Origin of the sequence: Anabaena lutea FACHB-196 (assembly GCF_014698305.1) — a bacterium.
Classification (GTDB): domain Bacteria; phylum Cyanobacteriota; class Cyanobacteriia; order Cyanobacteriales; family Nostocaceae; genus Anabaena; species Anabaena lutea.
On record NZ_JACJST010000001.1, the window covers coordinates 365,444 to 389,898 of the forward strand.

At 40.6% G+C, this 24,455-nt stretch carries 16 protein-coding genes; 12 read left to right on the top strand and 4 right to left on the bottom strand.

Annotated features, from left to right (window positions below):
- Nucleotides 1-54: 54 nt before the first annotated feature.
- Nucleotides 55-765 carry a hypothetical protein gene (locus H6G59_RS01545; protein WP_190711410.1) on the bottom strand — a complete coding sequence of 237 codons (711 nt, stop codon included), beginning with the start codon at nucleotides 763-765 and terminating at the stop codon, nucleotides 55-57.
- A gap of 169 nt (nucleotides 766-934) precedes the next feature.
- On the opposite strand from H6G59_RS01545, the gene H6G59_RS01550 reads away from it, so the two are divergent.
- The 8 genes from H6G59_RS01550 (at nucleotide 935) to mads8 (ending at nucleotide 18,045) form a co-directional block, all read left to right on the top strand.
- Complete coding sequence (locus H6G59_RS01550) at nucleotides 935-1,315, top strand: helix-turn-helix domain-containing protein (protein ID WP_190711411.1); 381 nt, start codon at nucleotides 935-937, stop codon at nucleotides 1,313-1,315.
- A gap of 61 nt (nucleotides 1,316-1,376) precedes the next feature.
- Entirely contained in the window at nucleotides 1,377-3,407 is a 2,031-nt protein-coding gene (gene mads2, locus H6G59_RS01555; RefSeq protein WP_190711412.1) for a methylation-associated defense system DNA methyltransferase MAD2, read from the top strand.
- Nucleotides 3,404-4,672, top strand: coding sequence for a methylation-associated defense system AAA family ATPase MAD3 (mads3, locus tag H6G59_RS01560; protein WP_190711413.1), 1,269 nt, complete (start codon nucleotides 3,404-3,406; stop codon nucleotides 4,670-4,672). The genes mads2 and mads3 overlap by 4 nt, the downstream gene beginning before the upstream one ends.
- Nucleotides 4,669-5,310, top strand: coding sequence for a methylation-associated defense system protein MAD4 (gene mads4 / locus H6G59_RS01565; protein WP_190711414.1), 642 nt, complete (start codon nucleotides 4,669-4,671; stop codon nucleotides 5,308-5,310). Before mads3 ends, mads4 begins: the two co-directional genes overlap by 4 nt.
- Entirely contained in the window at nucleotides 5,307-6,728 is a 1,422-nt protein-coding gene (gene mads5, locus H6G59_RS01570) for a methylation-associated defense system restriction endonuclease subunit S MAD5 (RefSeq protein ID WP_190711415.1), read from the top strand. Before mads4 ends, mads5 begins: the two co-directional genes overlap by 4 nt.
- Nucleotides 6,728-10,867, top strand: coding sequence for a methylation-associated defense system protein kinase MAD6 (gene mads6 / locus H6G59_RS01575; RefSeq protein ID WP_190711416.1), 4,140 nt, complete (start codon nucleotides 6,728-6,730; stop codon nucleotides 10,865-10,867). The genes mads5 and mads6 overlap by 1 nt, the downstream gene beginning before the upstream one ends.
- Entirely contained in the window at nucleotides 10,867-12,537 is a 1,671-nt protein-coding gene (gene mads7, locus H6G59_RS01580; protein WP_190711417.1) for a methylation-associated defense system protein MAD7, read from the top strand. Before mads6 ends, mads7 begins: the two co-directional genes overlap by 1 nt.
- 3 nt (nucleotides 12,538-12,540) lie before the next feature.
- On the top strand, nucleotides 12,541-18,045 hold the full coding sequence (mads8, locus tag H6G59_RS01585) for a methylation-associated defense system ATP-binding protein MAD8 (RefSeq protein WP_190711418.1): 5,505 nt from the start codon (nucleotides 12,541-12,543) through the stop codon (nucleotides 18,043-18,045).
- 241 nt (nucleotides 18,046-18,286) lie between these two features.
- Here mads8 and ruvC read toward each other — a convergent pair whose 3' ends face one another.
- Nucleotides 18,287-18,814, bottom strand: a complete 528-nt coding sequence (ruvC, locus tag H6G59_RS01590; protein ID WP_190711419.1) for a crossover junction endodeoxyribonuclease RuvC — start codon at nucleotides 18,812-18,814, stop codon at nucleotides 18,287-18,289.
- Between the two features lie 268 nt (nucleotides 18,815-19,082).
- Between ruvC and H6G59_RS01595 the strand changes: the two genes are divergently transcribed.
- Entirely contained in the window at nucleotides 19,083-20,456 is a 1,374-nt protein-coding gene (locus tag H6G59_RS01595; protein WP_190711420.1) for a gluconeogenesis factor YvcK family protein, read from the top strand.
- On the opposite strand, the gene H6G59_RS01600 is transcribed toward H6G59_RS01595, so the two are convergent.
- A complete protein-coding gene (locus tag H6G59_RS01600; RefSeq protein ID WP_190711421.1) occupies nucleotides 20,418-20,603 on the bottom strand; it encodes a hypothetical protein in 186 nt (61 codons plus the stop codon). The two genes, H6G59_RS01595 and H6G59_RS01600, sit on opposite strands and share 39 nt — an antisense overlap.
- On the opposite strand from H6G59_RS01600, the gene tsaE reads away from it, so the two are divergent.
- On the top strand, nucleotides 20,603-21,058 hold the full coding sequence (gene tsaE, locus H6G59_RS01605) for a tRNA (adenosine(37)-N6)-threonylcarbamoyltransferase complex ATPase subunit type 1 TsaE (protein WP_190711422.1): 456 nt from the start codon (nucleotides 20,603-20,605) through the stop codon (nucleotides 21,056-21,058). The genes H6G59_RS01600 and tsaE overlap by 1 nt on opposite strands.
- Here tsaE and H6G59_RS01610 read toward each other — a convergent pair.
- Nucleotides 21,044-22,363: a dihydroorotase gene (locus H6G59_RS01610; protein ID WP_190711423.1), complete on the bottom strand. Its 1,320-nt coding sequence runs from the start codon at nucleotides 22,361-22,363 to the stop codon at nucleotides 21,044-21,046. The two genes, tsaE and H6G59_RS01610, sit on opposite strands and share 15 nt — an antisense overlap.
- A 247-nt stretch (nucleotides 22,364-22,610) precedes the next feature.
- Between H6G59_RS01610 and lepB the strand changes: the two genes are divergently transcribed.
- Nucleotides 22,611-23,264 (top strand): signal peptidase I, encoded by a 654-nt coding sequence (lepB, locus tag H6G59_RS01615; RefSeq protein ID WP_190711424.1) that lies wholly within the window; start codon nucleotides 22,611-22,613, stop codon nucleotides 23,262-23,264.
- Between the two features lie 390 nt (nucleotides 23,265-23,654).
- On the top strand, nucleotides 23,655-24,440 hold the full coding sequence (locus H6G59_RS01620) for an MOSC domain-containing protein (protein ID WP_190711425.1): 786 nt from the start codon (nucleotides 23,655-23,657) through the stop codon (nucleotides 24,438-24,440).
- The last annotated feature ends 15 nt before the right edge of the window (nucleotides 24,441-24,455 follow it).

Consider the following 24,455-nt stretch of genomic DNA (forward strand, 5'->3'; position numbering starts at 1 on the left):
CACTTTGCCTGTATACAAGTTCTGTCTGAAATGGAAGGCTACTTAATGGTTAGTTCAAAGAGAAGCTAAAAAATCTTTAATTTTTGCGAGTTGCTTTTCATCCAGAACTTGTTTAAATTTTTCTGCCACTATATCCTTTTGTTCCGGTAAGACAGACATAAGTAATGCTACTAGTTCGATGAAATCCTCCTCTTGAAAGATTTTTTTAAGCTTTGTCACTGCCCGACGAGGATGTACAAAAACTGTTACTTGGTTAGTTCTTAATCCGGCTTGAACCATAGCAGCATTAACAGTTAACTCACCAGCCAGAACTTTAGCGTGTAATTCTGGATTTTTCTTACGAAGCTGGCGAAGTCCAGCTTGTTTGCTAGTACCAGTCGGTCTTTCTATCTTACCAAAATTGTGTATATTATCAACAATTATTTTTTGACCAACAAGTCTTTGACTTTTTTCAGGTGATCCTGCTGGTCTCTGTACGGCGCGGTCTAGGAGATCCAGAAGTAATGGGTTATGGGAACACAGTTGCCAAAGCGTTTCAAAATTTGTTCCTAGTCCTGCTGGTGGAGGAGTTTTTATGAAATCAACAAAAGAATTCATTGTCACAACTTCTCCAGTATCTGGGAGAATTTGTTCTTGCCATAACTCTTCTTCAAGAATCGGCTGAAGTAGTTCTGGAATACTATTAAGTTCTGTAACTCCTTCAACAAGTGCTGAACGAAGTAATGTGATGATTTGATTTTTGTCTAAATCCGTTCTTTTGGACATTGGGAATTTTGCTATTTTTTGAGGATGTTCTTTTTATCTTCTTATCTTCGCAATAGCCAGAAATATACGATCGCTTTGCTAGTTTCTTAATTGCTACCTAATCAAATACCGTTGACGGCTGATGCTAAAAATGTTTAGTGTTACATAACAGACAACAAGGATTGGAGGGATGAGCAAGTTTGGTGAAACAATCAGGCAGCTTCGAGAGGCTCAAAATCTGGGACTTCGGGAAACGGCTACTATGGTAGGTATCTCGCCTGCTTACTTAAGTCGCATTGAGCGGGGTAAGGAGCATCCGCCAAAGCCGGAGGTTATAAAAGCATTAGCAAAAGGTTTAGCGGCTGATCCTGATGTACTATTTCGGCTTTGTCCTTCCACAGACCCAGATGTAGTGACTTTGCTGAAGGAAAGACCAAAGGTACTAGAATTAGTTCGTTTGGTTATGGTTCAGGAACTTTCTGACGAGCAGCTTGGTAAAGTTGAGCATTTTATTAAGCGAGATATATTAGGAGAAACTTCCTCGGATACAATACTCACTGTATCTGAGTAACTCAAGCCTAGCTCTCCCCGCCGTAAGTGAGGAGGAATACGAGGAGAATTTTTATTAGCACATGAAAGCAAAACAGTTGCCGATTCCTGATTTGGAAGATAATACAGAAGATTCCACTATTTCTGATGGTTATATCCTTGACTTTATTAGTGGTGAGAAAAGTCTCAAGGATACGCCAAAAGAACAGGTGCGTCAACGGATTGCACGGGCGTTGTTTCATGAGTATGGAATTTCGGTGGAAGATATGGCGGCTGATTTTCCGGTTTCTATTAACGGGAAGCGGAAAAAGCTGGATATTGCTATTTTTCACCACGACCAGGAGCATACAGTTCAAAATTTAAGTCGGGTGGTGGTTTGTCGCCCAGAACCGAAGGTGGGCAGAAATGCGGTTAGGATTCGAGATTACGATCAAGCAGCCAAGGATTTAGAAGAATTAGAAACCATCATGGAGCATATTAACTCCTGTAAGTATGGTTTGTGGACGAATGGTTTAGAGTTCTTTTATTTAGAGAAGCAAAGAACAAGGTTTGAAGATAGGTTTGAGCCGATAGGAGATTGGCCACCTGCTGATGAGTCTTTGGACACACAGGAAGTAGTGTCTAATGCGCGTACCCGTAAGGCTGATCCAAAGATGCTACGAGTAGCTTTCCGGCGATGTCATAATTTCATTCACGGAAATGAGGGAATGCCCAAGGATGCAGCATTCTGGCAGTTCCTATACCTGATTTTCTGTAAAATGCACGATGAGCAGAAATCACCTCGCGGTCAACGGCGATTTTGGGCAGGGCCGAAGGAGCAGTTCGATACTGAGGGGCGTAAAGAAATCCGCAAGCGGCTTATACCTCTGTTTGAAGAGGTGAAAAAGAATTACAGCAATCTTTTCCGGGGAAATGAGGAAATTACTCTTTCTGACCGCGCCCTTGCTTTTATGGTTTCTGAATTGGCAAAGTATGACTTTACACGCACTGATGTGGATGCCAAGGGTGGAGCTTATCAAGAAATAGTTGGTGCGAATTTACGGGGCGATCGCGGCCAATACTTCACGCCACGGGGTATTATCAAGCTGGCAGTGGAGATGCTTGACCCCAAGGAAAATGAGCGAATTTTAGACCCAGCCTGTGGAACTGGGGGATTTTTGGTGGCAGTGCTGGGATATATGGTCAAGAAGTTTCGGGAAGAAGCGAATGTGCCAGTAGGATTAGAGACTACAGAGGAATTTCTATCTGTCAATCAACGCCTGCGCCAGTTTGCCGAGAAACAAGTGTTTGGTGCGGATTTTGACCCGTTTCTAATTAAAGCTTGCCAGATGAATATGGTAATGGCGGGAGATGGCAGGGGTCATCTTTATCACATCAATTCTGTGGATTTTCCCAACGGGCATTTAGACGGGTTAGAACCAGCTAAAAAAGAAATTCCCCTAGAATCAATTGATGTGTTGTTGACTAATCCGCCTTTTGGTTCTGATATTCCGATTACGGATCAAAATACACTCAAGCAGTTTGAATTAGCTTACGCTTGGGAACGGACGGAGGATGGTAGTTTTCGCAGAACTGGCAGACTTCAGGGGAGTGTTGCGCCGGAAGTATTGTTTATTGAGCGTTGTCTGAACTGGCTAAAACCGGGGGGAAGGATGGGGATTGTTTTACCAGATGGCATTTTGGGCAATCCTGGAGCCGAATATATTCGGTGGTGGATTCTGCGTCATTCTTGGGTCTTAGCTAGTGTGGATATTCCAGTGGAAGCATTTATTGTAGAAGCGAATGTAAATATTCTCACAAGTTTGCTGTTTCTGAAGAAGAAAACCAAAGAGGAAATTAGGGCTGAGGATTTAGGAGGTAAGACGGACTATCCTGTATTTATGGCAGTAGCAGAGAAGGTAGGATTTGACCGTCGAGGAAATACGCTTTATAAACGGACTCCTGATGGTGAAGAAATTGTGGAGCTAAAAGAGGAAATAGAAAGATATCGGAAGGGAGAACGTATTATTGAACGTTCTTTAAAAAGAAAAAGAAAGATACTCGATGATGACTTGCCTGTAATTGCCGAAAAATATCGAGAGTTCCGTCAACAATACCCAACTCCAGGTATATGATTTCTCGAATAGAAGCATTTAAATATCGCTGCTTTGACCGACTTGATATTAAACTCGGTCAATATCATGTTTTGGCTGGTGCAAATGGCACGGGTAAAAGTACGCTGCTTGATATTCCTTTATTGTTGGGCGAAATTCTCTCACAGGGATTAATCCCAGCTTTTTTAGAATCTCCTTCTATTGGTGGCAGTCCGAGAGCGCAAAATTTACAAGAGTTGCTGCATTATGGCAGAGGGAATTATTTTGGTTTTGCCATAGAAGCTGATTTACCTGAAGAAATTATTATTAAATTGCTCGCAGATGCACCACCCACGGTTCTAAAAGATAAAAATAGACATCCTCGAAGTATTAGATATGAAATTCGGTTTCAAATTTTTAATAATATTGAGCTTCATGTAACTGATGAATTTTTATATATTGTTCCGCAGAAGGTTTCTGAACCCAAAGAAGGCTGGGGAATAGGAGGTAAACGTCCTCGTTACTGGCAAACAATTATTGAGCGAGAATCTGGTTTAGCAACAATTCTGAAACAAGAAGACCGAAGTAACACTAAGATTAGTTTGCGACTGGAACCCCAAGAATTAGCTTTAGCAAATTTACCCCGTGATCTCGATAAATTTTCTGCGTCTATTTGGTTTAGAAATCTTTTAGAAAAAGGCGTAATGCGTTATGAACCAAGTTGGTCAGTGCTGCGGAGAGCTTGTCCGCCGGGTCAGCCTAAAACCTTGCGTTCAGATGGTGCTAATCTACCTTGGTTAGTGATGAATTTGCAGCAGGAACAGCCAGAGTTCTTTGAGTCTTGGGTAGAACACGTCAAAATGGCTTTGCCTAATATTGTGGCAATAGAAGCCATTCAACGTGAAGAAGATTATCACGCCTACCTCAAATTATCGTATTGGGGTGATCATGTTGTTACTTCTTCTGGATTATCTTACGGAACCCTGCATATTTTGGCACTGACTATTTTGCCCTATCTACCCCAACCACATCGTCTCATTTTCTTGGAAGAACCAGAAAATGGTATTCACCCTAGAGCAATTGAGATAATATTGCAGTCTTTGAGTTCGGTGTATGATTCTCAAGTTTGGGTATCTACCCATTCTCCTGTCGTATTGGCATATACTGAATTAGAATCTGTGATTGCGATGCGAAGTAGTAGAGAAAATGGTGCAGAAGCTATTCCCGGAAATAAACATCCACGTTTACAAGATTGGCAGGGAAGTATCGACCTTGGTTCCCTGTTTGCAGCAGGGGTACTGGGATGAGAGATTGTATTTTCCTGCTTGCTGATAAAAATATGGAGGCGGCTTTTACTGGTTTTTTTACCAGAGCGCAATTCCATAGAAGTTTGGGAATTCGGCAGTTTGAATTCGACCCACAACAAGACATTATTGTCGAACCTGGTAGCGACCCAGGTGTTTATACCCGCGCTCATGAATTAATTCGCCCTTATCAAAAAACTCATCGCTATGCTGTTGTAGTGTTAGATAATGCTTGGGATGGCTCACCAGGAGTAGAAAGAATTTCTGATAATATCATGGCGAATTTGATTGAGACGGGTTGGGATGAAAAGAATTGTGTGGTAATTGTAATTGACCCAGAATTAGAGATTTGGATACTACAGGATAATCCCAATGTAGAAGAGGAATTTGGGTTTAGACAAAATATCTCTTTAAGAAACTGGTTAGAACAAAAAGGTTTATGGAATGCTGCTGCGTTGAAACCTGCTGATCCGAAGAAAGCTGTTGAAGATGCTTTGAGATTCTCAAAAAAACCTCGTTCATCAGCAATATATAAAAATATAACTAGCAAAGTTTCTGTTAGAGGATGTACAGATACAGCATTTCAAATGTTGTGTAGTAAAATGCAGCAATGGTTTCCATTGGAGGAGGGTCAAGGATGAGAGTTACAAAGCTTGACTTTCCTGTCATGTCTTCTTGGATGGAAAATAACGGGCGGCGTTTGGATTGTACACCGTATCTTTCTGGGGCGTTTGAAGCGAAGGTAATACTTAAAAAGCTGCCACCTGAATCCTTACAACCTTTGCATGCAGTTACAAAGGGAGGTCTAAACGGAATTTTTCATGCTGGTCGTGAGCGTCGTCAATATGTAGATGATCCAGCTTATGGTGTTCCTTTCCTGGGGAGTACAGATATTCTTGCTGCTGATCTTTCTTCTCTATCTCTTTTGTCAAAAAAGCAAGTAGCAGCTAATCCAAATTTTGCTATTCAGGAAGGATGGACTCTCATCACCCGTTCTGGAACTATTGGCAGAATGGTCTATGTACGATCAGATATGGCAGGAATGGCTTGTACTGAACACGCTATGAGAGTTGCCCCTGACGTTAATAAAATTTTGCCAGGTTACTTATATGCTTATCTCAGTAGTAAATTTGGAGTTCCTCTTGTTATCTCAGGAACTTACGGTTCAATTATTCAAAGTATTGAACCTCAGCATTTAGCTGATTTACCAGTACCGAGATTAGACAAAGATATTGAAGAAAAAGCACATAATTTAGTTAATAAAGCTGCAAGTAATAGAGTTTTAGCATCTAAATTACTAGCCGAAGCTAGTGAAGATGTTATTGCTCATTTTAAATTAAAAATTCCCACACCACGATATAAGTATAGTAGTCCTAGCATAACTTCTGCATCTTCTTTTTCAATGCTAGAACGCATTGATGCTTATTACTACGCTAAGTGGAATGAAGAGGCATACCAAGAATTTAGTAAATTGCCACCAGCACAATTAGTGACTATTGGTGATATTACAGAAGATTTATACATACCTAATATATTCAAGAGATTTTATGCTGAAGATCCTAAATTTGGTTATGCGTATCTCACGGGTGCAGATATTTATGTTCTCGCACCTACTTCTAACCGTTATTTATCAAAAAAATTGCCAGACATTGATAAATTAGTTCTCCGCGATGGCATGATTTTGGTTCAAGATTCTGGTCAAATTGGAGGTTTAATTGGTCGTCCTGTCGCAGTTGGTAGATATTTATCTGGCTTTGCTTGTACAAATAATATGGTGAGAATTGTTCCTCACTCAAAACTTGACCAAGGATATATTTTTGCAGTGTTAAATACTGAATATGGTATTAGATTGCTTACAAGAGAAGCAACTGGTTCAAGTATTCCTCATTTAGATGAAAAGCGTATTAGAAAAATACAAATTCCCTGGACAGATAATGAAACACGCAAATTGTTAGGCAGGAAAGTTTTACAGGCAATAGAACTTCGTGACGAGGCGTGTGATTTAGAAAATGAAGCTAGAGCAATAGTAGATAATGCCATACGTGATGGAGGTGCTTGATGGTTACTAAAGTCATCGCTATTGGTCAATCTGTCAACGATTCTGAACGGCAAGCTATTAAATTCCTTCGTGATAATTTACCCGATACCTACACAATAATTCATAACTTTGAAATCCCTCAAGGCAAAGAAAAATATGAAATTGACCTAGCCATAATTGCCCCCCATAGCATATTTATAGTTGATGTCAAAGGTATCCCCGGACTAATTGATATTTATAATTCAAAATGGTATCCACAAGGACGCGACCATATTGGCGCACCATTAGCAAAGTACAGACACAATGCTAAGGTAATTAAGGATTTAATTTGCGATGCTCATCCCACAAAAACAAACCTCAAACAAATTCATGTCCACGCCGCAATTTTAATGACAGCCTCTAACTCTCATGTCGAGGCTCATGGGAGTTCTGATGAGGATGATATCACTTACCTCAATCAAAAATGCCTGACTTACTTCAAAGGCAAAGGTCATATTCCTAGCCATCGTTTGCAGGATATTCGTTCATTTCATACTGAAATTGAACAAGCAATTGTCGGTAAAGCCCGTCCCAAATCTGCCCCTCCTATTTACCGTGAATGGCAAATAGAAGAGGAACTAGGAGGAACCCCAGATAAATATACAGAATACCGCGCCAAGCATATTTTTCTCGGTAAACGCGGCGGAATAGCCCGACTGCGTGTTTATGAAGTTGACCCCTACCAAGAACAAAGCATCCGCGATCGCCAACGCAATCTGATTAGTAATGCTTACCGTTCGATACGACTGATGCCTGGACATCCAAACATCTTAAAATTAACAGAATTTTTCCCTACCGAAGCAGAAGATAAATTCATTTTAGTTATAGAAGATATAGCCGCAGAACCCCTCAGCCAACACATTAAAAAACCCAATTTAGCACTTACTTTTGATCAAAAAATTGGCATCATCCAAGATATTCTCTCAGCCCTTGACCACGCTCACAAATACGAAGTTATTCACCGCAACTTGACACTAGATGCTATATTAGTTACACCTGATGGGAATGCGCGGCTGACTGGTTTCGACTATGCCAGGGTGACAAAAAACCGCAGCAGTACAATTGCAGAAGATATTGTAGATGAGCTTGACTATAACTACCAAGCACCTGAATGTTACCGCGACCCCAGCCAAGCCAGTATCGCCTCAGATTTATTCTCGGCTGGGTTGGTCTTTTACGAATTATTAACTGGACAAACAGCTTTTGAGAATATTTCTCAAGTTTTTGACTGTGATGGTATTTTTCCAGAGAAACCATCCACCTATAAACCAGACCTCCCAACAGGTATTGATGAATGGTTGCAGAAACTTTGCGCTTTTGACCCTGAAGAACGGTTTATAAGTGCAGCAGTTACACTGGTGGAACTCAACAATATCATTACACCCAAATCACCAGTGATACCTCAGCCCAACACGGAAGAAAAACCTAAATCTTTAGCTGAAATAGACTTGCAGAATTTACCCGCAGATTATATTCTTGACGAGCTATTTATTATTCAAAAGCGTCTCGGTCAAGGTGGATTTGGTGTAGCCTACAAAGTATTTGATTCGATGGGTGATAGGGATTTAGTAATGAAACTTATCACCCGTGACAAGCAATCAATTTACCAACGTTTAGCGCGAGAATACAAAACACTCGTACATATTCCCGAACATCCTTATATTGTAAAAGTTATTATTGCTCATAAATTGCCAGATGATACACCGTACATCCTATTTGATTATATTGATGGTGAAGATGTCGAAAAACTCTTAGAAACAGAAGCCCTTTCCTTGAAAGATGCAGTAACAATTGCGCTGCAAACTGCCGCAGGATTAGCACATCTGCACAAAAATGGTGTTTATCATCAAGACATCAAGCCTTCCAACTTGCTTTGGACAGATAAGGGAGTTCGCATCATTGATTTTAACGTTGCTGTCTCAGAACGAGATGAAGTCACCACAGGCGGCGGAACTAGGGCATATATCCCACCAGATTTTGACTTGACTCTAGATTTAGACCAAATTGATCAAGCCCAAAAAATTGACCGCGACATTTACGCACTGGGAATTACTTTCTATGAGTGCATTACAGGTAAATATCCTTTCGACGACCAAGACCCCAGGCTAAGGAGAGACAAGCAACCCCGTGATCCCCGTAGTTTTACTACTTGTAAGGATTTGAGTGATGAATTAGTGCAATTTTTGATGAAAGCGATCGCACCGCACAGGGTTGATAGATTTTCTTCTGCTAAGGAATTCGCTGAGGCGTTAGATGCAATTAAACACCCTAGAAAGGTGTCTCAACCTACCCAACTAACAACTGAATCTCTACCAGAGACCTTAACAGATACTTCTAAACCTAATTTCAATCCCTTTGTTAGCCATCTGCTTACCTTGTACAGCCAGAGTCAACGAACCAATGCTGGAACAAGAGGATTGGATAAAATAGGCGAACTAACTTATGTACCCACACTTTTAGATAAAGCATTACAACCTGCCATTCTAGCAGGTGAATTTAACTTGGTGATTGTTTCCGGTAATGCGGGTGATGGTAAAACCGCCTTTATTCAACAATTAGAAAAGCAAGCAGAGAAAGAAAACGCTCAATTGCAACGAGGACTAAACGGTTCCAAGTTCCAAATAGGAGGACGAACTTTCTTTACCAATTACGATGGTAGCCAAGATGAAGGCGATAAAGTTAATAACGAGGTACTGTTAGAATTTTTAGCCCCATTCCAAGGGTCAAATACACAAGTTTGGCAAACCAACGAAACACGATTAATTGCAATTAATGAAGGTCGCTTAGTTGACTTTTTATCTGAACATGAAAACCGCTTTCCCCAACTCACTAAAATCGTCAAGAATGGGATAAAAGGTGCAGATCCAGAAGAAGGCGTTGCGGTCATCAACCTTAATCTTCGCTCAGTAGTTGCAAACTTGGGTGAAGAAAATAACTCAATTTTTGATAGATTAATCCGCCGCATGACTGAATCACGCTTCTGGCAAGCTTGTGGTAATTGCGACTTGAAAGAAAGGTGTTATATCTATCACAATGCCCAAACCTTCATGGATGAGAAAGCTAGTCCCAAGGTGATTGAAAGGCTCAAAACTTTATATACCATTACCCACCTGCGGGGACGCTTACACATTACCTTGCGTGATTTACGTTCAGCTTTAGCCTTTATGCTGGCGGGAACAAGGGATTGCGACAAAGTTCACGAATTGTATCGCCAAAGCACTCCTGAAGCACGACAACACATCCTTGATGGTTTTTATTTTAATTCTTGGATGGGAGGTATGGGAGGTTCAGGCGATCGCCTAATTTCCCTACTGCGAGAAATTGATATTGGAGAAACCAGCAATCCCAACCTTGACCGCAGTTTTGCCTTTTTAGAACCTGGTGCTAAAGACATGGGACGGTTTAATTTCTCAGATCGCAGCCGTAATGATGACCATTTGTTAAAAAGGGCTTTTGAGGAATTACCCCGTGACTATCGAAGTAAAATCGAAGAAAATGGTCAAAAAGCATACAAGCAATATATTGCTATGCTACGACGGCGGCAATACTTTGAGCGTCGTGATTCAAGATGGCAACAAATGCTACCCTACCGTCATTTTGAATATTTTTTGAAGTTAGTCACAAAACAGGAAGACCCAACCAAGGAAGTGCAACCACTTTTACGCGCTATCAACAGGGGTGAAGGTCTGAGAAACCCATCTCGTCTTGGGAATAAACTAGCCCTAAGAGTCCGCCAAGTCAATAACGGTACTATTCGCAGTTACCGTGTATTTGATAGTCAAAGTTTTAGCCTCCAACTATGTGAAGCTGGAGGAATTACTGCTTTCATAGAATTTTTACCACAAGCCTTCTTCCTTCAGTATCATTCTTTGATGAGCTATAATGCAGAGTTAAGTATAAACTTGGATATATATGAAATGCTCAAAAGACTTGATGATGGCTATCGTCCCAGTGTTGAGGAACAGCAGGGGTTTTACCGGAGTTTAGCGGTATTCAAGAACGTCTTGGCTTCAGCCCCTTATAGAGAAGTTCTGCTCACAGAAACTGGACAAGATTTTTATAATATCAGCCGCGATGAAGCTGGTAATTTATCGCTGTCACAAGTCCAAGAGGGAATTTAATGGGACTCGATAAAAAAGACAAAGCTTTTGCACTTGGCAAAATAACTTATGTTGACTACAAGCATATTGAAATCGACAGAGCTTTACTCAACTTTTTTCCCCGATTGAAATTTGATGGCTATCCAGGTAGAGTTAGAAGTTCTAGCATTATATTGACTATAGATAAATTTTTAGAAGAATTTATAGAAGAAGAAAATCATAATAAATTTGTTGGCTTTTCTGACTATAAGGATATTGTTTATAAATGGCTAGAAACTGATTTATTGGATTTAGTTAATCGAGGCAAACCTAACCAAGCTGTTGTATCACCTCGACCACTACATGGCAATGCTTATAAATATAGAAATACTAAACACGCTAGAGATTATGGTTCATCTGAACAAATTTATTGGATGATTTATCACGCCCGTCAAGGTTTGGGTCAAGCTGCCAGGGATGCTTTGAAGGATTTTCTATTTGCTGGACTTGACCAACAAACTGACCGCATTCTGCTTTCAGACCAGAGAATTGACGTAGAAACTCAGGCAATTCTACATTTTGATAATCAGGTGAAAAAAGATGCTGAAGACCGTTCCAGAGAGCCTGAAAGATATTCGCCCCTTTGTATTGGTCAAGCAGACTTACTCGTAGATGATATTCTTCGTTTGCTGACCTATGAAAATTATATGCCTCGGTCAGTTCTGGTGGATTACCTGAAAACGCTGTTGTCTTTCCACTTAGCCCTTTACCATTTGCGCCTGATGAAACTTTTACCCGCGTTAGTAAAGCGGCGTGGAAGTGACCCAACGTGCGATCGCTGTCCGGTAAACCCTAGAATATCTTCACCGCATGGTGATTGTCCACACCGTGTTGGACTAGTAGTTGATATGGGCGACCCCAGCAATCCCCACATGACTGAGTTGGCTCGTCATAGTGCAGATACTCATTACCGCCGCATACCTGGCTATATTGAAGCTCATTTCATTACTAAAAAATTGGATGAAATGGCTGAATATTTAAAAACAAGAAATAAGTTATCACCTGCTGGCAATTATTTCTCTGTTGGAGAAGTTTTACAACTTTTACATTCTTCTAAAAATAAAGAGCGACAGGATTATTTTAAATCAAGAGTCACGCCTCTGATAGAAAGGTATAAGCAAGGAGAAGAATTTTCTATTCCTCCAGAAGTACAGCGCATTATTAATATGAATTTAGGAGAATTTGATACTTATATAGAAATAATATTAGCTCTTCGAGGTAGTTACCATCGTGAGGCGATTATCAAATGCTTAGATGCTTTTTTATTAAAAAATAGTGATTTAGGTTTACTACGTCAATCTCGTGCCAAAGGTAGCCCACGCTGGTTTGCTCTGGGAAGTCGATTACTTGAAGTATTATTACAAATTGCTGTTTTAGAGCCTCAAGGAACAAGCTTTGTGACCCGTGAAATTAGAGTTGATGAACTGCTAACATTGCTACGCGATCGCTACGGACTCTACATTGACCGCTTACCCCCTAGTGATGGCTTCGGACAACCCAGCATTGTAGATCAACAGGCACTGCGAAAAAATGTTACAGCTTTTAAAACTCGTCTGCGGGAAATTGGATTTTTCCAAGACCTCTCGGATGCCTATGTTACCCAAACAGTGACTCCTCGTTATACGATAACTACTGAGAACTCAGGGAGGTAACAAATGAGTAAAGGTTTTCAGGAACTTCAGGATAATGAATTAACTCAAGCCTTAGAATCATTATTACTGCCGTGCCTGAGAGATATTCTTACTTCACGCAGCGAAGGTCATTGTATGCGAGTCGCAGATTTAGACTCACATCTAATGATGGTACTGACACGCAGCTTGCGCCAAGAAGTTCCAGAAGCACAGATTTTTATTTTGAATGGTAACGGTCAAAATATTGACGATGCAGATTTATATATTTCATCTACCAAGTTAATCGAACTACGCAACCCTTTACCTGATGGGTCATTGCGACCACCATTACTTATTTTTTTACCAGCTAATCTGCAAACAAATGCAGAAGATTCCTTCAATGTTGCATCGTTTGAAGAAATTCCTCTAGCTGATGTTTATCAGCAACTGGTTCAAAAACTAATTCAGCAAGTTCCGGCACCTCTACAAGGTTATGTTAGAGAAATTTTGAGGTATTTAACCCAAGAAAAATGGCGTTGGACTAACGCAGTAACACAAGCGCGTTTTTTACAAACAGCAGCGATTAATGGAATAGATGGAGATACCCTTGGTGCTGCATTATATGAATTGGGCTTGGTTCCAGATTTTCATTTGTTTGATGAACCTACAACTACCACTTTTAAAATTCGCAAGAATTTAGAATCGATGCAAAAACTTACCTTAAATTTTGACAAATCGATTCGAGGTAGAGTTTTAGATTTAGAGTTAACAGACAAAATACTTCAAAATAGATTAACTGAATTTTTAGTAGAAGTAGGTTTAGAAGACCCTCGTATCTGGACTAAGCAAGTTGTAGTAAATCCAAAAAATTGGGATATTTCTTTTGATAAATGGAAATTTCAGGAAGAAGTTAGTCCTGATAAAGTATCGATAGAAGTTCAAGATATTGGGCTAAGATTTGTTCAAGATAGTGAAACTAATCAAAATTTACAAAGCCTAATTGGTCAACAAGTATTAGTTCCCAAAGAGCAGAAAAAATTTAAAGTGGAATTTAAGGTAGATCCTCACCCTCGACAAATAGAAGGGCTAGCTCATTTTAGCATTCAAATTATGACACAAGATGGTTGTACTGTTGGAAGTGCTAAAAAAGTTAAAGTATGGACAACAAAAAGCCAAAATAAAAGTGTTACTTTTGATAAACTCGATAAATTTGAATTTGAAGAAGGCTGGCATTTTATTAGGATTTTACCTTGGACAGAGAATGATGATCCAATACCTTTAGCTGAACCAGATAATAGTTCAACTCTTGTCCAGATCAAGCCTTATGAAAGTGAATTATTTTATGTACTTCCCAATGCTGAAATTGATGCAGAACCACCAGAAATAAAGTTTTCTGAAGAAACAAGCCTAGAACACGCTAAACTGAAACTTCAGTTTGCAGCTATTTCCGAGCATCGTGATCCCAAAGCAGTTACTCTTAAAGATGTAGTTTGGGCAGAAAAAACTAGCAAAACTCGCAGCACAGCCCAAGAAGCTTTAGAAGTTAAATTTGGTCGGGATGGCAAATTTCGTATCCCCATAGCACCTTGCTTAAAGGATTTAGAACTGGCAATATTAACATTTCCACAAAGTCCTGTAAGTTGGAAATTACAGGTCAAAATGGGTCAAATTAGTTCTCCCTCACAAGATATTATTGATTTTCCAAAATCAGCATTAGCATCAAGTTTTTTATCAACCCGCGCTGATTATTTCGCCGCCATTCTTTCAGGAAATAAGAACCTTATTTCTCAGGCAGTTAATTTTGTTGCTTTGAAAGACTCTTGTTATGAGTACGCTGCTGCATACAGAGAAATATTAGTTGACTTGTGCCGTAAAGTAGAAAAAAGCAATGGTTCAGACGGGCAGTCTCTAAGTGATTTGAAAAAACTACTTTTGGTAGATACCGTGCGCTTAGAAGTTATAGACTTCCGGGGAAAAACACGGGAAGCTATATTACTGGGTCCAAACCATCCGTTACGTGCCTTATGGCTAACTACATGGAGTCAAGTTGCACAATCCTGGATTACTGCTGCCTACAATGGGCAAGAAGAATATGTGACTTCTGCGCGAGATAGTATTTTCCGGGGGTTTGTACCTTTAAATGTACCCCCAAGTTTACCCCTAACTGATGGCAGAGTTTTTATTACCGTTGATAATATTAATTTCTTTTGGTCGCTATATGCCTCATCAACCGAAGAAAACACACGCGGCTTGTTAGGTGAAGTCTGTGCAGCTTTTGGACTACCAGAACCTACCATTGGTGCTGCGGTGAATGCTGAGGTTTTAGCTTCTCGGATTGAAAGGTATTTGGCACAAAACCCTTATATCCGCACACTCACTATTAATGCCTTTAACTCAGGTCGTGCCACCATCCTTGCAGATGCCATTATTTTATTGCAAAAGCGTGAAGCATTTCGCGATTTACGGTACGAAATTCGCTTATTTGTCCCTGACCCAGAAGCACCAGGAGTTGGTGAAGCCATAGAACAACTCCTTACACCAACTGCCAACATAACTTCAGAAGTAGTTGATGCTTTTTCTACATCTAGTGGAAGTTATTTATTTCCAAAGTTAAGTTTGGCAGTTCATTCCGTTAATGATTTTCGTAACCCAAAATCAGAAAATAAATACCAAGCCCACATCAGCATACTGATAGATTTATTTGCTGCAAAAGAAATTGGTTCAGCACCACCCTTCCAATCAAAAGAAATCGCATCACTACATGGTCTAATTCAAGACTTTGTTATTAAATTCCAAGATGATGAAAGCGGCACTTTCTGGCGGCGACAACCCTCTCATGGAGAAGCACTTCCTCTTCCTGGTGCAGAAAGCTTGATTGATTTACTGGCTGAGTTACCGAAAATAATATCCGGCGCAACTGCTACTGTTGCTACAGGGATACCAGCTTTTGAAAATCGTCCGGTGGTAACGTTGGGTCTAAATGCAGAACAACGGGAATTATTGCACCATATTCATAATGTCTGTGATTGGGTCTTCACCATTGATCGTAATATCGGCATTGAATTTTTTGATCATGGTGGTCAGAGCGATCGCCCGCCTTACTTGGTTGACTATGTTCCTGATTCTACTGCTAGTGTTGGACATCGATTGGTCATTACCTCGCGCTCTTTATCAGAACTGGAATCAGTATTGTCCCAGGTACTAGAGCGACACGGATTAAAAGCAAAAGAAAGGAATACGCAGCTTATCCTTGAGCAGATGCGATCGCTTTCTGGACGACTAGCATTAAAACTAATTTCATCTGCTAACCAGCAAACAGAGGCACTTGGGTTAGCTTTAGCTCGTCTATTTTTGCAGTATCAAGGAGCATTATCAAACCAAATTATACTACCGCTTGATGCCCATATAGAACTATTTCAAAAAGCAAAGCACCAAGCAGAAGCTTTGGGTAACTCAGTTACCCTTCAAAGGACAGATTTAGCACTTTTCGATCTAAATATCACAACTCGAACTATAGTTTGTAATTTGGTTGAGGTAAAATGCTATGCACAAGTGGGAAGTGTTAGTGATTTCAATCGATTGAAAGATGAAATTTCAGAACAAATTAATCAATCTAAAAATGTTTTATGTCTACACTTTGAACTACAAGAAAGACCAGACTTTCTACTAAAAATTCGTGAGTTTGCAACTATATTGGAATTTTACTTAGACCGATCTTTACGATATGGAGTAATCGATAAAGATGCTGCCAATGAAGCTAGAAGTCTACTAACAACTTTAGAAGATGGTTATACGTTGCAATTTACTCAAAGTGCGCTAATTTTTGATTTTCAAAAACCGGGAACTGAACCACCAGAGTATGACCGAGGAATTGAATTTCATCGCATCGGTATTGATTTAATTGAAGAATTGGTTGCTTTAGCAGAACCAGCCCTCACACAAATCACTCAACACTCTGAGCAAGAAGAAATTCAACATGAGTTAAAACAAAGAGAAGTTACAGACTCAATACCCCGTCTAGTTTCAGCCGCTTTTCTTGTCCCATCAAGGGAACGCTCTACAACTTGTGATGATTTTACAAAGGATAAAGAACAAAATATTTCCCCAAAACAAGAACAGCCTGAAATATCCACTCTATTAGTTAGATCAACAGAAAATTCTCTTGAAGTATCCTCAAATTTGGATAGAGAAATCGAAGCTTACAAAGTAGAACCTGAAATACAAAAAGAACAGCAAGATATCTCCCAACGTGTTGAGATTATTAAATCACCAGAAAATATTGTTTTACCTTTACCACCAGATATAGAGACTGATGATACACGTCAAACTGAACTGACTTATGACATAATGCTTGGTGTTCAATCTCCAACACCCCAGTATGGAATTTTAGGAGAAACGTCTGGGCGTAAGGTTGCCTTAGACTTGAATCAAACTCATACCATCAGCCTTTTTGGAGTTCAGGGAGCAGGAAAAAGTTATACATTAGGGAGCATTGTTGAAATGGCTTGTATGCCCATTTCAAATATCAATATTTTACCAAGTCCTTTAGCAACTGTAATTTTCCATTACAGTCAAACCCAAGATTACAAACCAGAGTTTACCTCAATGGTTTCTCCCAACTCCGAGTCTGCTCAGGTAGCTCTGTTAAGGGAAAGATTTGGGGCAGAACCAGCCGCGCTTAACGATGTCGTAATTCTTGTTCCCTCTGCAAAACTTGAAGAAAGAAAAGCTGAGTACCCAAATATAGAAGTTCTTCCTCTTACCTTTGCTGCATCAGAACTAAAAGCTACACACTGGAAATTTTTGATGGGTGCTGTTGGTAGCCAAAGTATGTATTTGCGTCAAATCAACCAAATTATGAGAAGATTACGCGACCAAATAACTCTTCAAGAAATTCTCCAAGGCGTAGAAAACTCTTCTCTATCAGATCATTTAAAAGATTTAGCAAGAACTAGATTAGAATTTGCAGCTGAATATATTGATGATAGCCGTCGGCTGACTGATACTATTCTTCCCGGTCGCTTAATAATCGTGGATTTACGAGATGATTTTATTGAAAAAGACGAAGCGTTGGGACTCTTCGTTGTGTTGTTGCAAATTCTTTCAGAGGCAACTAATAACGGACAGCAATTTAATAAGCTTGTTGTTTTTGATGAGGCTCACAAATATATAGAAAGTCCAGACCTTGTAGATGGATTAATAGAGGTAGTTAGAGAAATGAGGCACAAGGGTACTAGCATAATGGTTGCCTCACAAGACCCACCATCAGTTCCTGTATCCCTCATTGAGTTATCCTCGCATATAATAATGCACCGATTTAACTCACCTGCTTGGCTGAAACATATTCAAAAAGCTAATGTCGCACTTAATTCTCTAACTTCAGAAAATATGAGTCATCTTGGTGCTGGGGAAGCTTATATTTGGTCGGGTAAGGCTAGTGATGATGCCTTTTCCAAAGGAGCGATTAAAATTCGGTGTCGTCCTAGAGTAACCCAACATGGTGGCAGCACAAAAACAGCCGTTAATCTCCAGTTAAAACTTGCTGAATAATTCTAGAAATTGAATCTAGATGTCACCGGGATTGCAAAATGAAGGTTTGGTTGATGAATTCTGAAATTTATACCGTTATTTCGGGTAAAAATGCAAGGGTTTTAGACATCTGAGTTCAATAATCTTGCACTTCGTGGGTTCAAAATCATCGTAAATCCTTATCTGGCAATACTTTTGCTGTCTTTCAGCAAGCTCTATTTAACAGTGAGTTTCCAATTTTATTCTCTAGTTTCCAACTTTATTATTCAGTTTCCGACTTTATTCTCGTTTTACACAACAACAACTGAAACGAAGCCGTTAACGCCACCGCTAAAGCATCGGCCGCATCATCAGGCTTTGGAATCTCATCTAAATCCAACTCCCGCATCACCGCATCTTGCACTTCCGCCTTATCAGCATTGCCATAATTTGTTAAAGCTTGTTTAATTTGAGCCGGGGTAAATTCCACATAAGGAAGCTTGCGCTGTCCCAAAACTAACATCAGCACACCCCTAGCCTGTGCAACAACGATAGTATTTGCCATACGATAGAAGAATAATTTTTCAATTGCTACTAAATCAGGTTGCAACTCCTCCATCAGGGTGTGTAAATCGTCAAATAAAGTACATAGGCGTTCTGTCATCTCCGTATCTGCTGAAGTCCGAATCACGCCAAAATCAAGCATCTTTACCGTTGTGTTTTGTACTTTACCTTGACTTTGTGTCCAACTAATTGCCCCAAATCCCAAAATTGCCAGTCCAGGATCTAATCCTAAAATTCGCTTTTCCATAAAATTCGTTTTCAGCCAACCAGGGTGTTGTTTAATACGTGATAATCAAAAATGGTATTGTTGCTCATAGATGGAACATTGCCACAATGAGTATTATCAAGCCAAAATCTCAAATCTTACATTGGTATAACTGGGAATACTGGTAACTTTAAGGACTGGCTCCAAATATAAAGGAATTGAAAAATCTCATGCTTCCAGCCTTGGTCTTCAAACCAGGTGGTGTAGAGTTTCTGTTAAACATTGTTTGTCCCACTGTTCCCTATTAGGTATGTCAATCGGTTTTCTTAGACAAGCCCTCAACGCCCTACAACAACAGTCCCATAGCCGCACTTCCCATCGGGTTAACCAGTGGTTCAAGTGGTTATCCCCCGGACTATCGGTAAAACGCTGGTTACTAATCAGTGTTGGGGGGGTTTTCTTGGCGAGTTTGGGGTTGGCTATTTGGATTAAGCTAACCCCCATTTTTTGGGCGATAGAATTGCTGAGGGGTTTTCTGGGATTCCTCGCCAACATTTTACCCAACTACATCAGCGGACCTTTAGTCTTGCTGTGCGGCGTGCTGTTAGTACTTTGGGGACAATCCCGCACTGTCAGTTCAATTACTCAAGTCTTAAGACCTGAAGGCGATGATGAAGAACTCATAGATGTGCTACTAGCCCATCGCCGCTTGTACCGGGGTCCAAAAATTGTGGTAATTGGTGGTGGTACTGGACTTTCGACTTTACTTAGAGGTTTAAAAACTTACAGTGCTAATATTACAGCTATTGTGACTGTAGCTGATGACGGTGGTTCTTCTGGGCGTTTGCGTCAGGAATTTGGCGTTTTACCTCCTGGGGATATTCGTAACTGTTTGGCTGCATTAGCAGATGAAGAAAAGTTATTAACAGAATTGTTTCAATATCGCTTTCGGGCGGGGGACGGGTTGACAGGTCACAGTTTTGGTAATTTGTTTTTAACTGCCATGACTGATATTACTGGAGACTTAGAAAGGGCAGTTGCTGCTAGTTCTAAAGTGCTGGCTGTGAGAGGACAAGTTTTACCTGCAACCCTCAGCGATGTCCGCCTCTGGGCAGAATTAACAGATGGCCGCCGCATTGAGGGTGAGTCTAGCATTCCCAAAGCAGGGGGAAAAATTGTGAAAATTGGCTGTATTCCTGAAAATCCGCCAGCTTTACCCTCAGCAATTAAGGCAATTAAAGAAGCTGATTATATTGTTATTGGGCCGGGTAGTCTTTACACTAGCTTAATACCAAATATGTTAGTTCCAGAAATTGCCGATGCGATCGCAGCCACAAAAGTACCTCGCATCTATATCTGCAATATCATGACCCAACCGGGAGAAACTGATGGCTACACTGTTGGTCAACATATTCAAGCCATCGATGCTGCTTGCGGTAACAGAAGGCTTTTTGATGCTGTACTAGTTCATAAAAAAACACCTTCCGCCCAAGCCCTGATTCGCTACGCCCAACAAAATTCCCATCCCGTCTTCTTAGATAGAGAACTTGTCACCCAGCTAGGACGCAGGATTGTACCAGCTAACATATTGTATGAAGATGAAACTGGTTTTGTCCGCCACGACCCGCAAAGACTAGCTAAGGTTTTATTGAAGTGGTACAGTGGAGCGCAGCATGGGAAGTAATGGGGAGACGGGGAGATGGGGTGACGCGGAGAAAATTAAGAGTTTCCAATGACCAATGACCAATGACCAATGACCAATGACCAATGACCAATGACCAATGACCAATGACCAATGACCAATGACCAATGACCAATGACCAATGACCAATGACTAAAATTTTTCTTGCTGATAAAGAGGACACACAGCAGTTAGGTATTACCTTGGGGGAAACCCTAGCTGCTGGAAGTGTGATTTTACTAGAAGGTGATTTAGGTGCTGGCAAAACTACCTTGGTGCAAGGGATTGGCAAGGGTTTAGGTATCAGTGACTCTATTGTTAGTCCTACTTTTACCCTGATTAATGAATACACAGAAGGACGCATCCCCCTTTATCATCTGGATTTATATCGCCTAGAACCTCAAGAAGTTACAGGTTTGAACTTAGAAAGCTACTGGGAAGGGATGGAAGTCACACCAGGAATTGTCGCTATTGAGTGGGCAGAACGAATGCCCTACAAGCCCGATAGTTATCTGATTGTGCGTTTGATTTATGGGCAAGAAGGCACTCGTCAAGCAGAAATTACTACAGTTAATTGTCAGATAAATTTCTTACAAGAAAGTTAAAGCCTGACCGCGAATTTGCGTGTTTACTTGGCCTTTGTCATAGACAATTTCACCGCCGACAATGGTGGTAACAGGCCAGCCAGTCAGGTTCCACCCCTCAAAAGGACTCCAACCACACTTGCTTAAAAGTTCTTCTCGCTTAACTGGGCGGTAATTGTTTAAATTTACCAGCACTAAATCAGCATCGTAACCAGGGGTAATTTCTCCCTTATTAGGAATACCATAAGCTACAGCTACAGCTTTGGACATCCAATTAGTTACTTGGGCAACAGTACACCGTCCTGCCATGGCCTCAGTTAACATTAAAGGCAGGGACGTTTCTACACCGGGCATTCCGGAAGGGGTGTTAGGGTAAGTTTGCGCCTTTTCTTCTAAGGTATGTGGTGCATGGTCAGTGGCAATAAAATCAATTACCCCATCTTTCAAAGCTTGCCAGAGTATTTCATTATCGTGGAGCGATCGCAATGGTGGATTCATCTGCGCCAATGTCCCAATCTTTTCATAAGCACTGGTATTCAACAACAAATGTTGTGGCGTTACTTCCGCCGTTACCCAACTTGGTTTATCCTGACGCAATAACTCGGCTTCTTCTGCCGTAGACATATGCAGAATATGTAATCGACGTTGGTATTTTTTAGAAAGTTTTAAGGCCAATTGCGTTGCTAATAGCGCAGCCTGATTATCTTGAATTTGAGAATGCACCGCCGGATTATCAATCCCAGCAAATTCTTGACGACGTTGCTTGATTCTTTGTTGATCTTCAGCATGAACAGCAATTAAGCGGTTTCCTTGGGCAAAAATCGCTTCCAGTGCCTCCTCTTCGTCCAGCAGCAAGTCACCATGCATCGACCCCATAAAAATTTTAATTCCCGGTGTCGGCTTTGCCAAAAGTAAATCTGGTAAATTCTCAGCCGTAGCGCCAATAAAAAAGCCATAATTAACCAAGCACTTATTTGAGGCACGTTCTAGTTTGTCATCTAAAGCTTGCTGTGTAATGGTCAAAGGTCGTGTATTGGGCATTTCTAAAAAGGAAGTAACACCTCCTTTCGCGCAAGCACAACTAGCAGTAAACAAATCTTCCTTATATTCAAGTCCCGGTTCCCGGAAATGCACCTGCGGATCAATTACCCCTGGCAACAAAGTTAACCCCTGTGCGTCAATCTCTTGGGTAGGTGTCGTAGGAGCTATTTTTGAAGCTACCTCGACGATTTGCCGCCCCTGAGTCAGCACATCCCCAATCATCAACTCACCATTGGGTAGAATCAAGCGTGCTTGGCGAATTAGTAAACTTTTTGGAGATGACATGGATTTACCAGCGTTAAGTAGAGAGCTTTATTGATGATAGATAACTTTCTTTTTAAGATAAACCCAGTTGCCCAGGCAATAGTCAATCTGCACTATCGGTGAAAAAAAGTTTATTTTCATATTTATGAATCATTTTGTCTCCATGTCATCTTGTTAGGAAAACAAGCTTCTCTCGTTAAGATTAATAAATAAAGTCTCCCTCGATGAGTTAAGTAATTGCCTGTTACCTTTAAACTTAAGTAATTTCATGCAAAATCAAGTGTCTGATAACAACTCTAGCCAACAACCCGATAATTCCTGGATCGTAGAGCTAGGTAAAACGATTATCTTGAGTGTCTTTCTCGCCTTGGGAATTCGTACCTTTGTTGCCGAAGCACGTTGGATTCCTTCTGGTTCCATGGAACCAACACTGCATGGTACACCAAACCAGTGGGAAGCAGACAAGATTATTGTCGATAAGGTGAAGTATAAATTTACTAAGCCAGAACGAGGAGATATAGTAGTATTTTCTCCAACGGAGGAACTACAAAAAGAACAATATCATGATGCCTTCATTAAACGTATCATCGGCTTACCTGGAGAAAAAGTAGAAATCAAAGATGGCAAAGTCTATATTAACAACAAAGCTCTCCAGGAAAATAATTACCTATCCTCTTCTCAGGCTACAGTTACTGATGTTTGCACATCAGGTCAGCAACCGCCTTACTTAGCTACACCCCAAACTATCCCATCTGATGCCTACTTAGTCTTAGGTGATAACCGTGCTAGTAGTTATGATGGACGTTGTTGGGGTCTGGTTCCTCAGAAAAATATTATTGGTCGTGCCATAGTTCGTTTCTGGCCTCTGAATCATATTGGAACTCTGGATAAGTCGCCCTTATACCCTTCTGCAAATCCTTAAATTATAGATACTTCCGCCATAGTCTTCTACTATGGCGGTGAATGTGATAATTTTTACCGATTTCTGGCGCTCCGATTTGGCGCTAAATCTCCGTTACAAAACTTAATTAGGGGTTGCTGTTCGCGTAGCGTGCCGTAGGCATAAAAGTCTTTCCGTGAGGGGATAGGAGTCAGGAGTCAGGAGTCAGGAGTCAGGAGTCAGGAGGAGGTTTGAAAATTCCTTTCCCATCTCTCGAAATACCAAAAAATGCACACTTTTTCACGTATACCCTTCAAAACCCTTGCACTTTTTTCCTATTTATCAGCCTCAAACTTTTGATTTATCTGCGTTTTGCATTTTTTCAGCAAACCCTAATTACGAATTACGAATTACGAATTACGAATTATTTCTATGTCACACTTAGCAAAGATTTTACTGTATCCAATTAAGTCATTGGATGGTGTGGAAGTAGAAGCAGCGACGGTTCTACCTAGTGGCGCACTTCAGTATGACCGCGAGTTTGCCATCTTTGACGAACAAAACAAATTTGTCAATGGCAAGCGCCATGCTAAAATCCATTCATTACGGGCAGAATTTTCTCTAGAAGACGGATTTGTTCACCTACAAATCCCCGGTAGCAATTCACCACAAGTTTTTCATCTTGATGAGGAACAGGAAAGAATAGAAGCAACTTTAAGCGATTTTTTCGGCTTTGCTGTCACCTTAAAGCAAAACACCAATCTGGGTTTTCCCGATGATACAGAGTCACCAGGTGCAACTGTGATTAGTACAGCAACCTTGATAGAAGTAGCTTCTTGGTTTCCTGGTGTGAGTGTAGATGAAATGCGTCGCCGGATGCGTGCCAATATAGAAATTGACGGTGTACCTGCGTTTTGGGAAGATCGGTTGTTTACTGCTGACGAAGAAACTGTCTCTTTTCAAGTGGGAGATGTGCTTTTTTGTGGGGTAAACTCTTGTCAACGTTGTATAGTCCCCACTCGCAATTCTTACTTAGGAGCAGTTTACCCCAACTTTCAAAAAATATTTGTGCAAAAACGGCAAGCAACTATGCCCCCGTGGGTAGCTGCATCCCGATTTAATCATTTTTACAGATTGAGTGTGAATACTAAAGTACCTACATCAGAAGTTGGGAAAACTTTGCAAGTTGGTAGTAAAGTCCAAATTTTGCCGCAGTAATTTAGAATTAAACGC

What these genes read in the sequence shown, in the direction of transcription:
- mads5 (WP_190711415.1), top strand. Translation starts at nt 5,307, where the DNA reads ATGAGAGTTACAAAGCTTGACTTTCCTGTCATGTCTTCTTGGATGGAA.
- mads2 (WP_190711412.1), top strand. Translation starts at nt 1,377, where the DNA reads ATGAAAGCAAAACAGTTGCCGATTCCTGATTTGGAAGATAATACAGAA.
- mads6 (WP_190711416.1), top strand. Translation starts at nt 6,728, where the DNA reads ATGGTTACTAAAGTCATCGCTATTGGTCAATCTGTCAACGATTCTGAA.
- mads4 (WP_190711414.1), top strand. Translation starts at nt 4,669, where the DNA reads ATGAGAGATTGTATTTTCCTGCTTGCTGATAAAAATATGGAGGCGGCT.
- mads8 (WP_190711418.1), top strand. Translation starts at nt 12,541, where the DNA reads ATGAGTAAAGGTTTTCAGGAACTTCAGGATAATGAATTAACTCAAGCC.
- tsaE (WP_190711422.1), top strand. Translation starts at nt 20,603, where the DNA reads ATGACTAAAATTTTTCTTGCTGATAAAGAGGACACACAGCAGTTAGGT.
- H6G59_RS01595 (WP_190711420.1), top strand. Translation starts at nt 19,083, where the DNA reads ATGTCAATCGGTTTTCTTAGACAAGCCCTCAACGCCCTACAACAACAG.
- ruvC (WP_190711419.1), bottom strand. Translation starts at nt 18,814, where the DNA reads ATGGAAAAGCGAATTTTAGGATTAGATCCTGGACTGGCAATTTTGGGA.
- H6G59_RS01545 (WP_190711410.1), bottom strand. Translation starts at nt 765, where the DNA reads ATGTCCAAAAGAACGGATTTAGACAAAAATCAAATCATCACATTACTT.
- mads3 (WP_190711413.1), top strand. Translation starts at nt 3,404, where the DNA reads ATGATTTCTCGAATAGAAGCATTTAAATATCGCTGCTTTGACCGACTT.
- H6G59_RS01610 (WP_190711423.1), bottom strand. Translation starts at nt 22,363, where the DNA reads ATGTCATCTCCAAAAAGTTTACTAATTCGCCAAGCACGCTTGATTCTA.
- lepB (WP_190711424.1), top strand. Translation starts at nt 22,611, where the DNA reads ATGCAAAATCAAGTGTCTGATAACAACTCTAGCCAACAACCCGATAAT.
- H6G59_RS01620 (WP_190711425.1), top strand. Translation starts at nt 23,655, where the DNA reads ATGTCACACTTAGCAAAGATTTTACTGTATCCAATTAAGTCATTGGAT.
- mads7 (WP_190711417.1), top strand. Translation starts at nt 10,867, where the DNA reads ATGGGACTCGATAAAAAAGACAAAGCTTTTGCACTTGGCAAAATAACT.
- H6G59_RS01550 (WP_190711411.1), top strand. Translation starts at nt 935, where the DNA reads ATGAGCAAGTTTGGTGAAACAATCAGGCAGCTTCGAGAGGCTCAAAAT.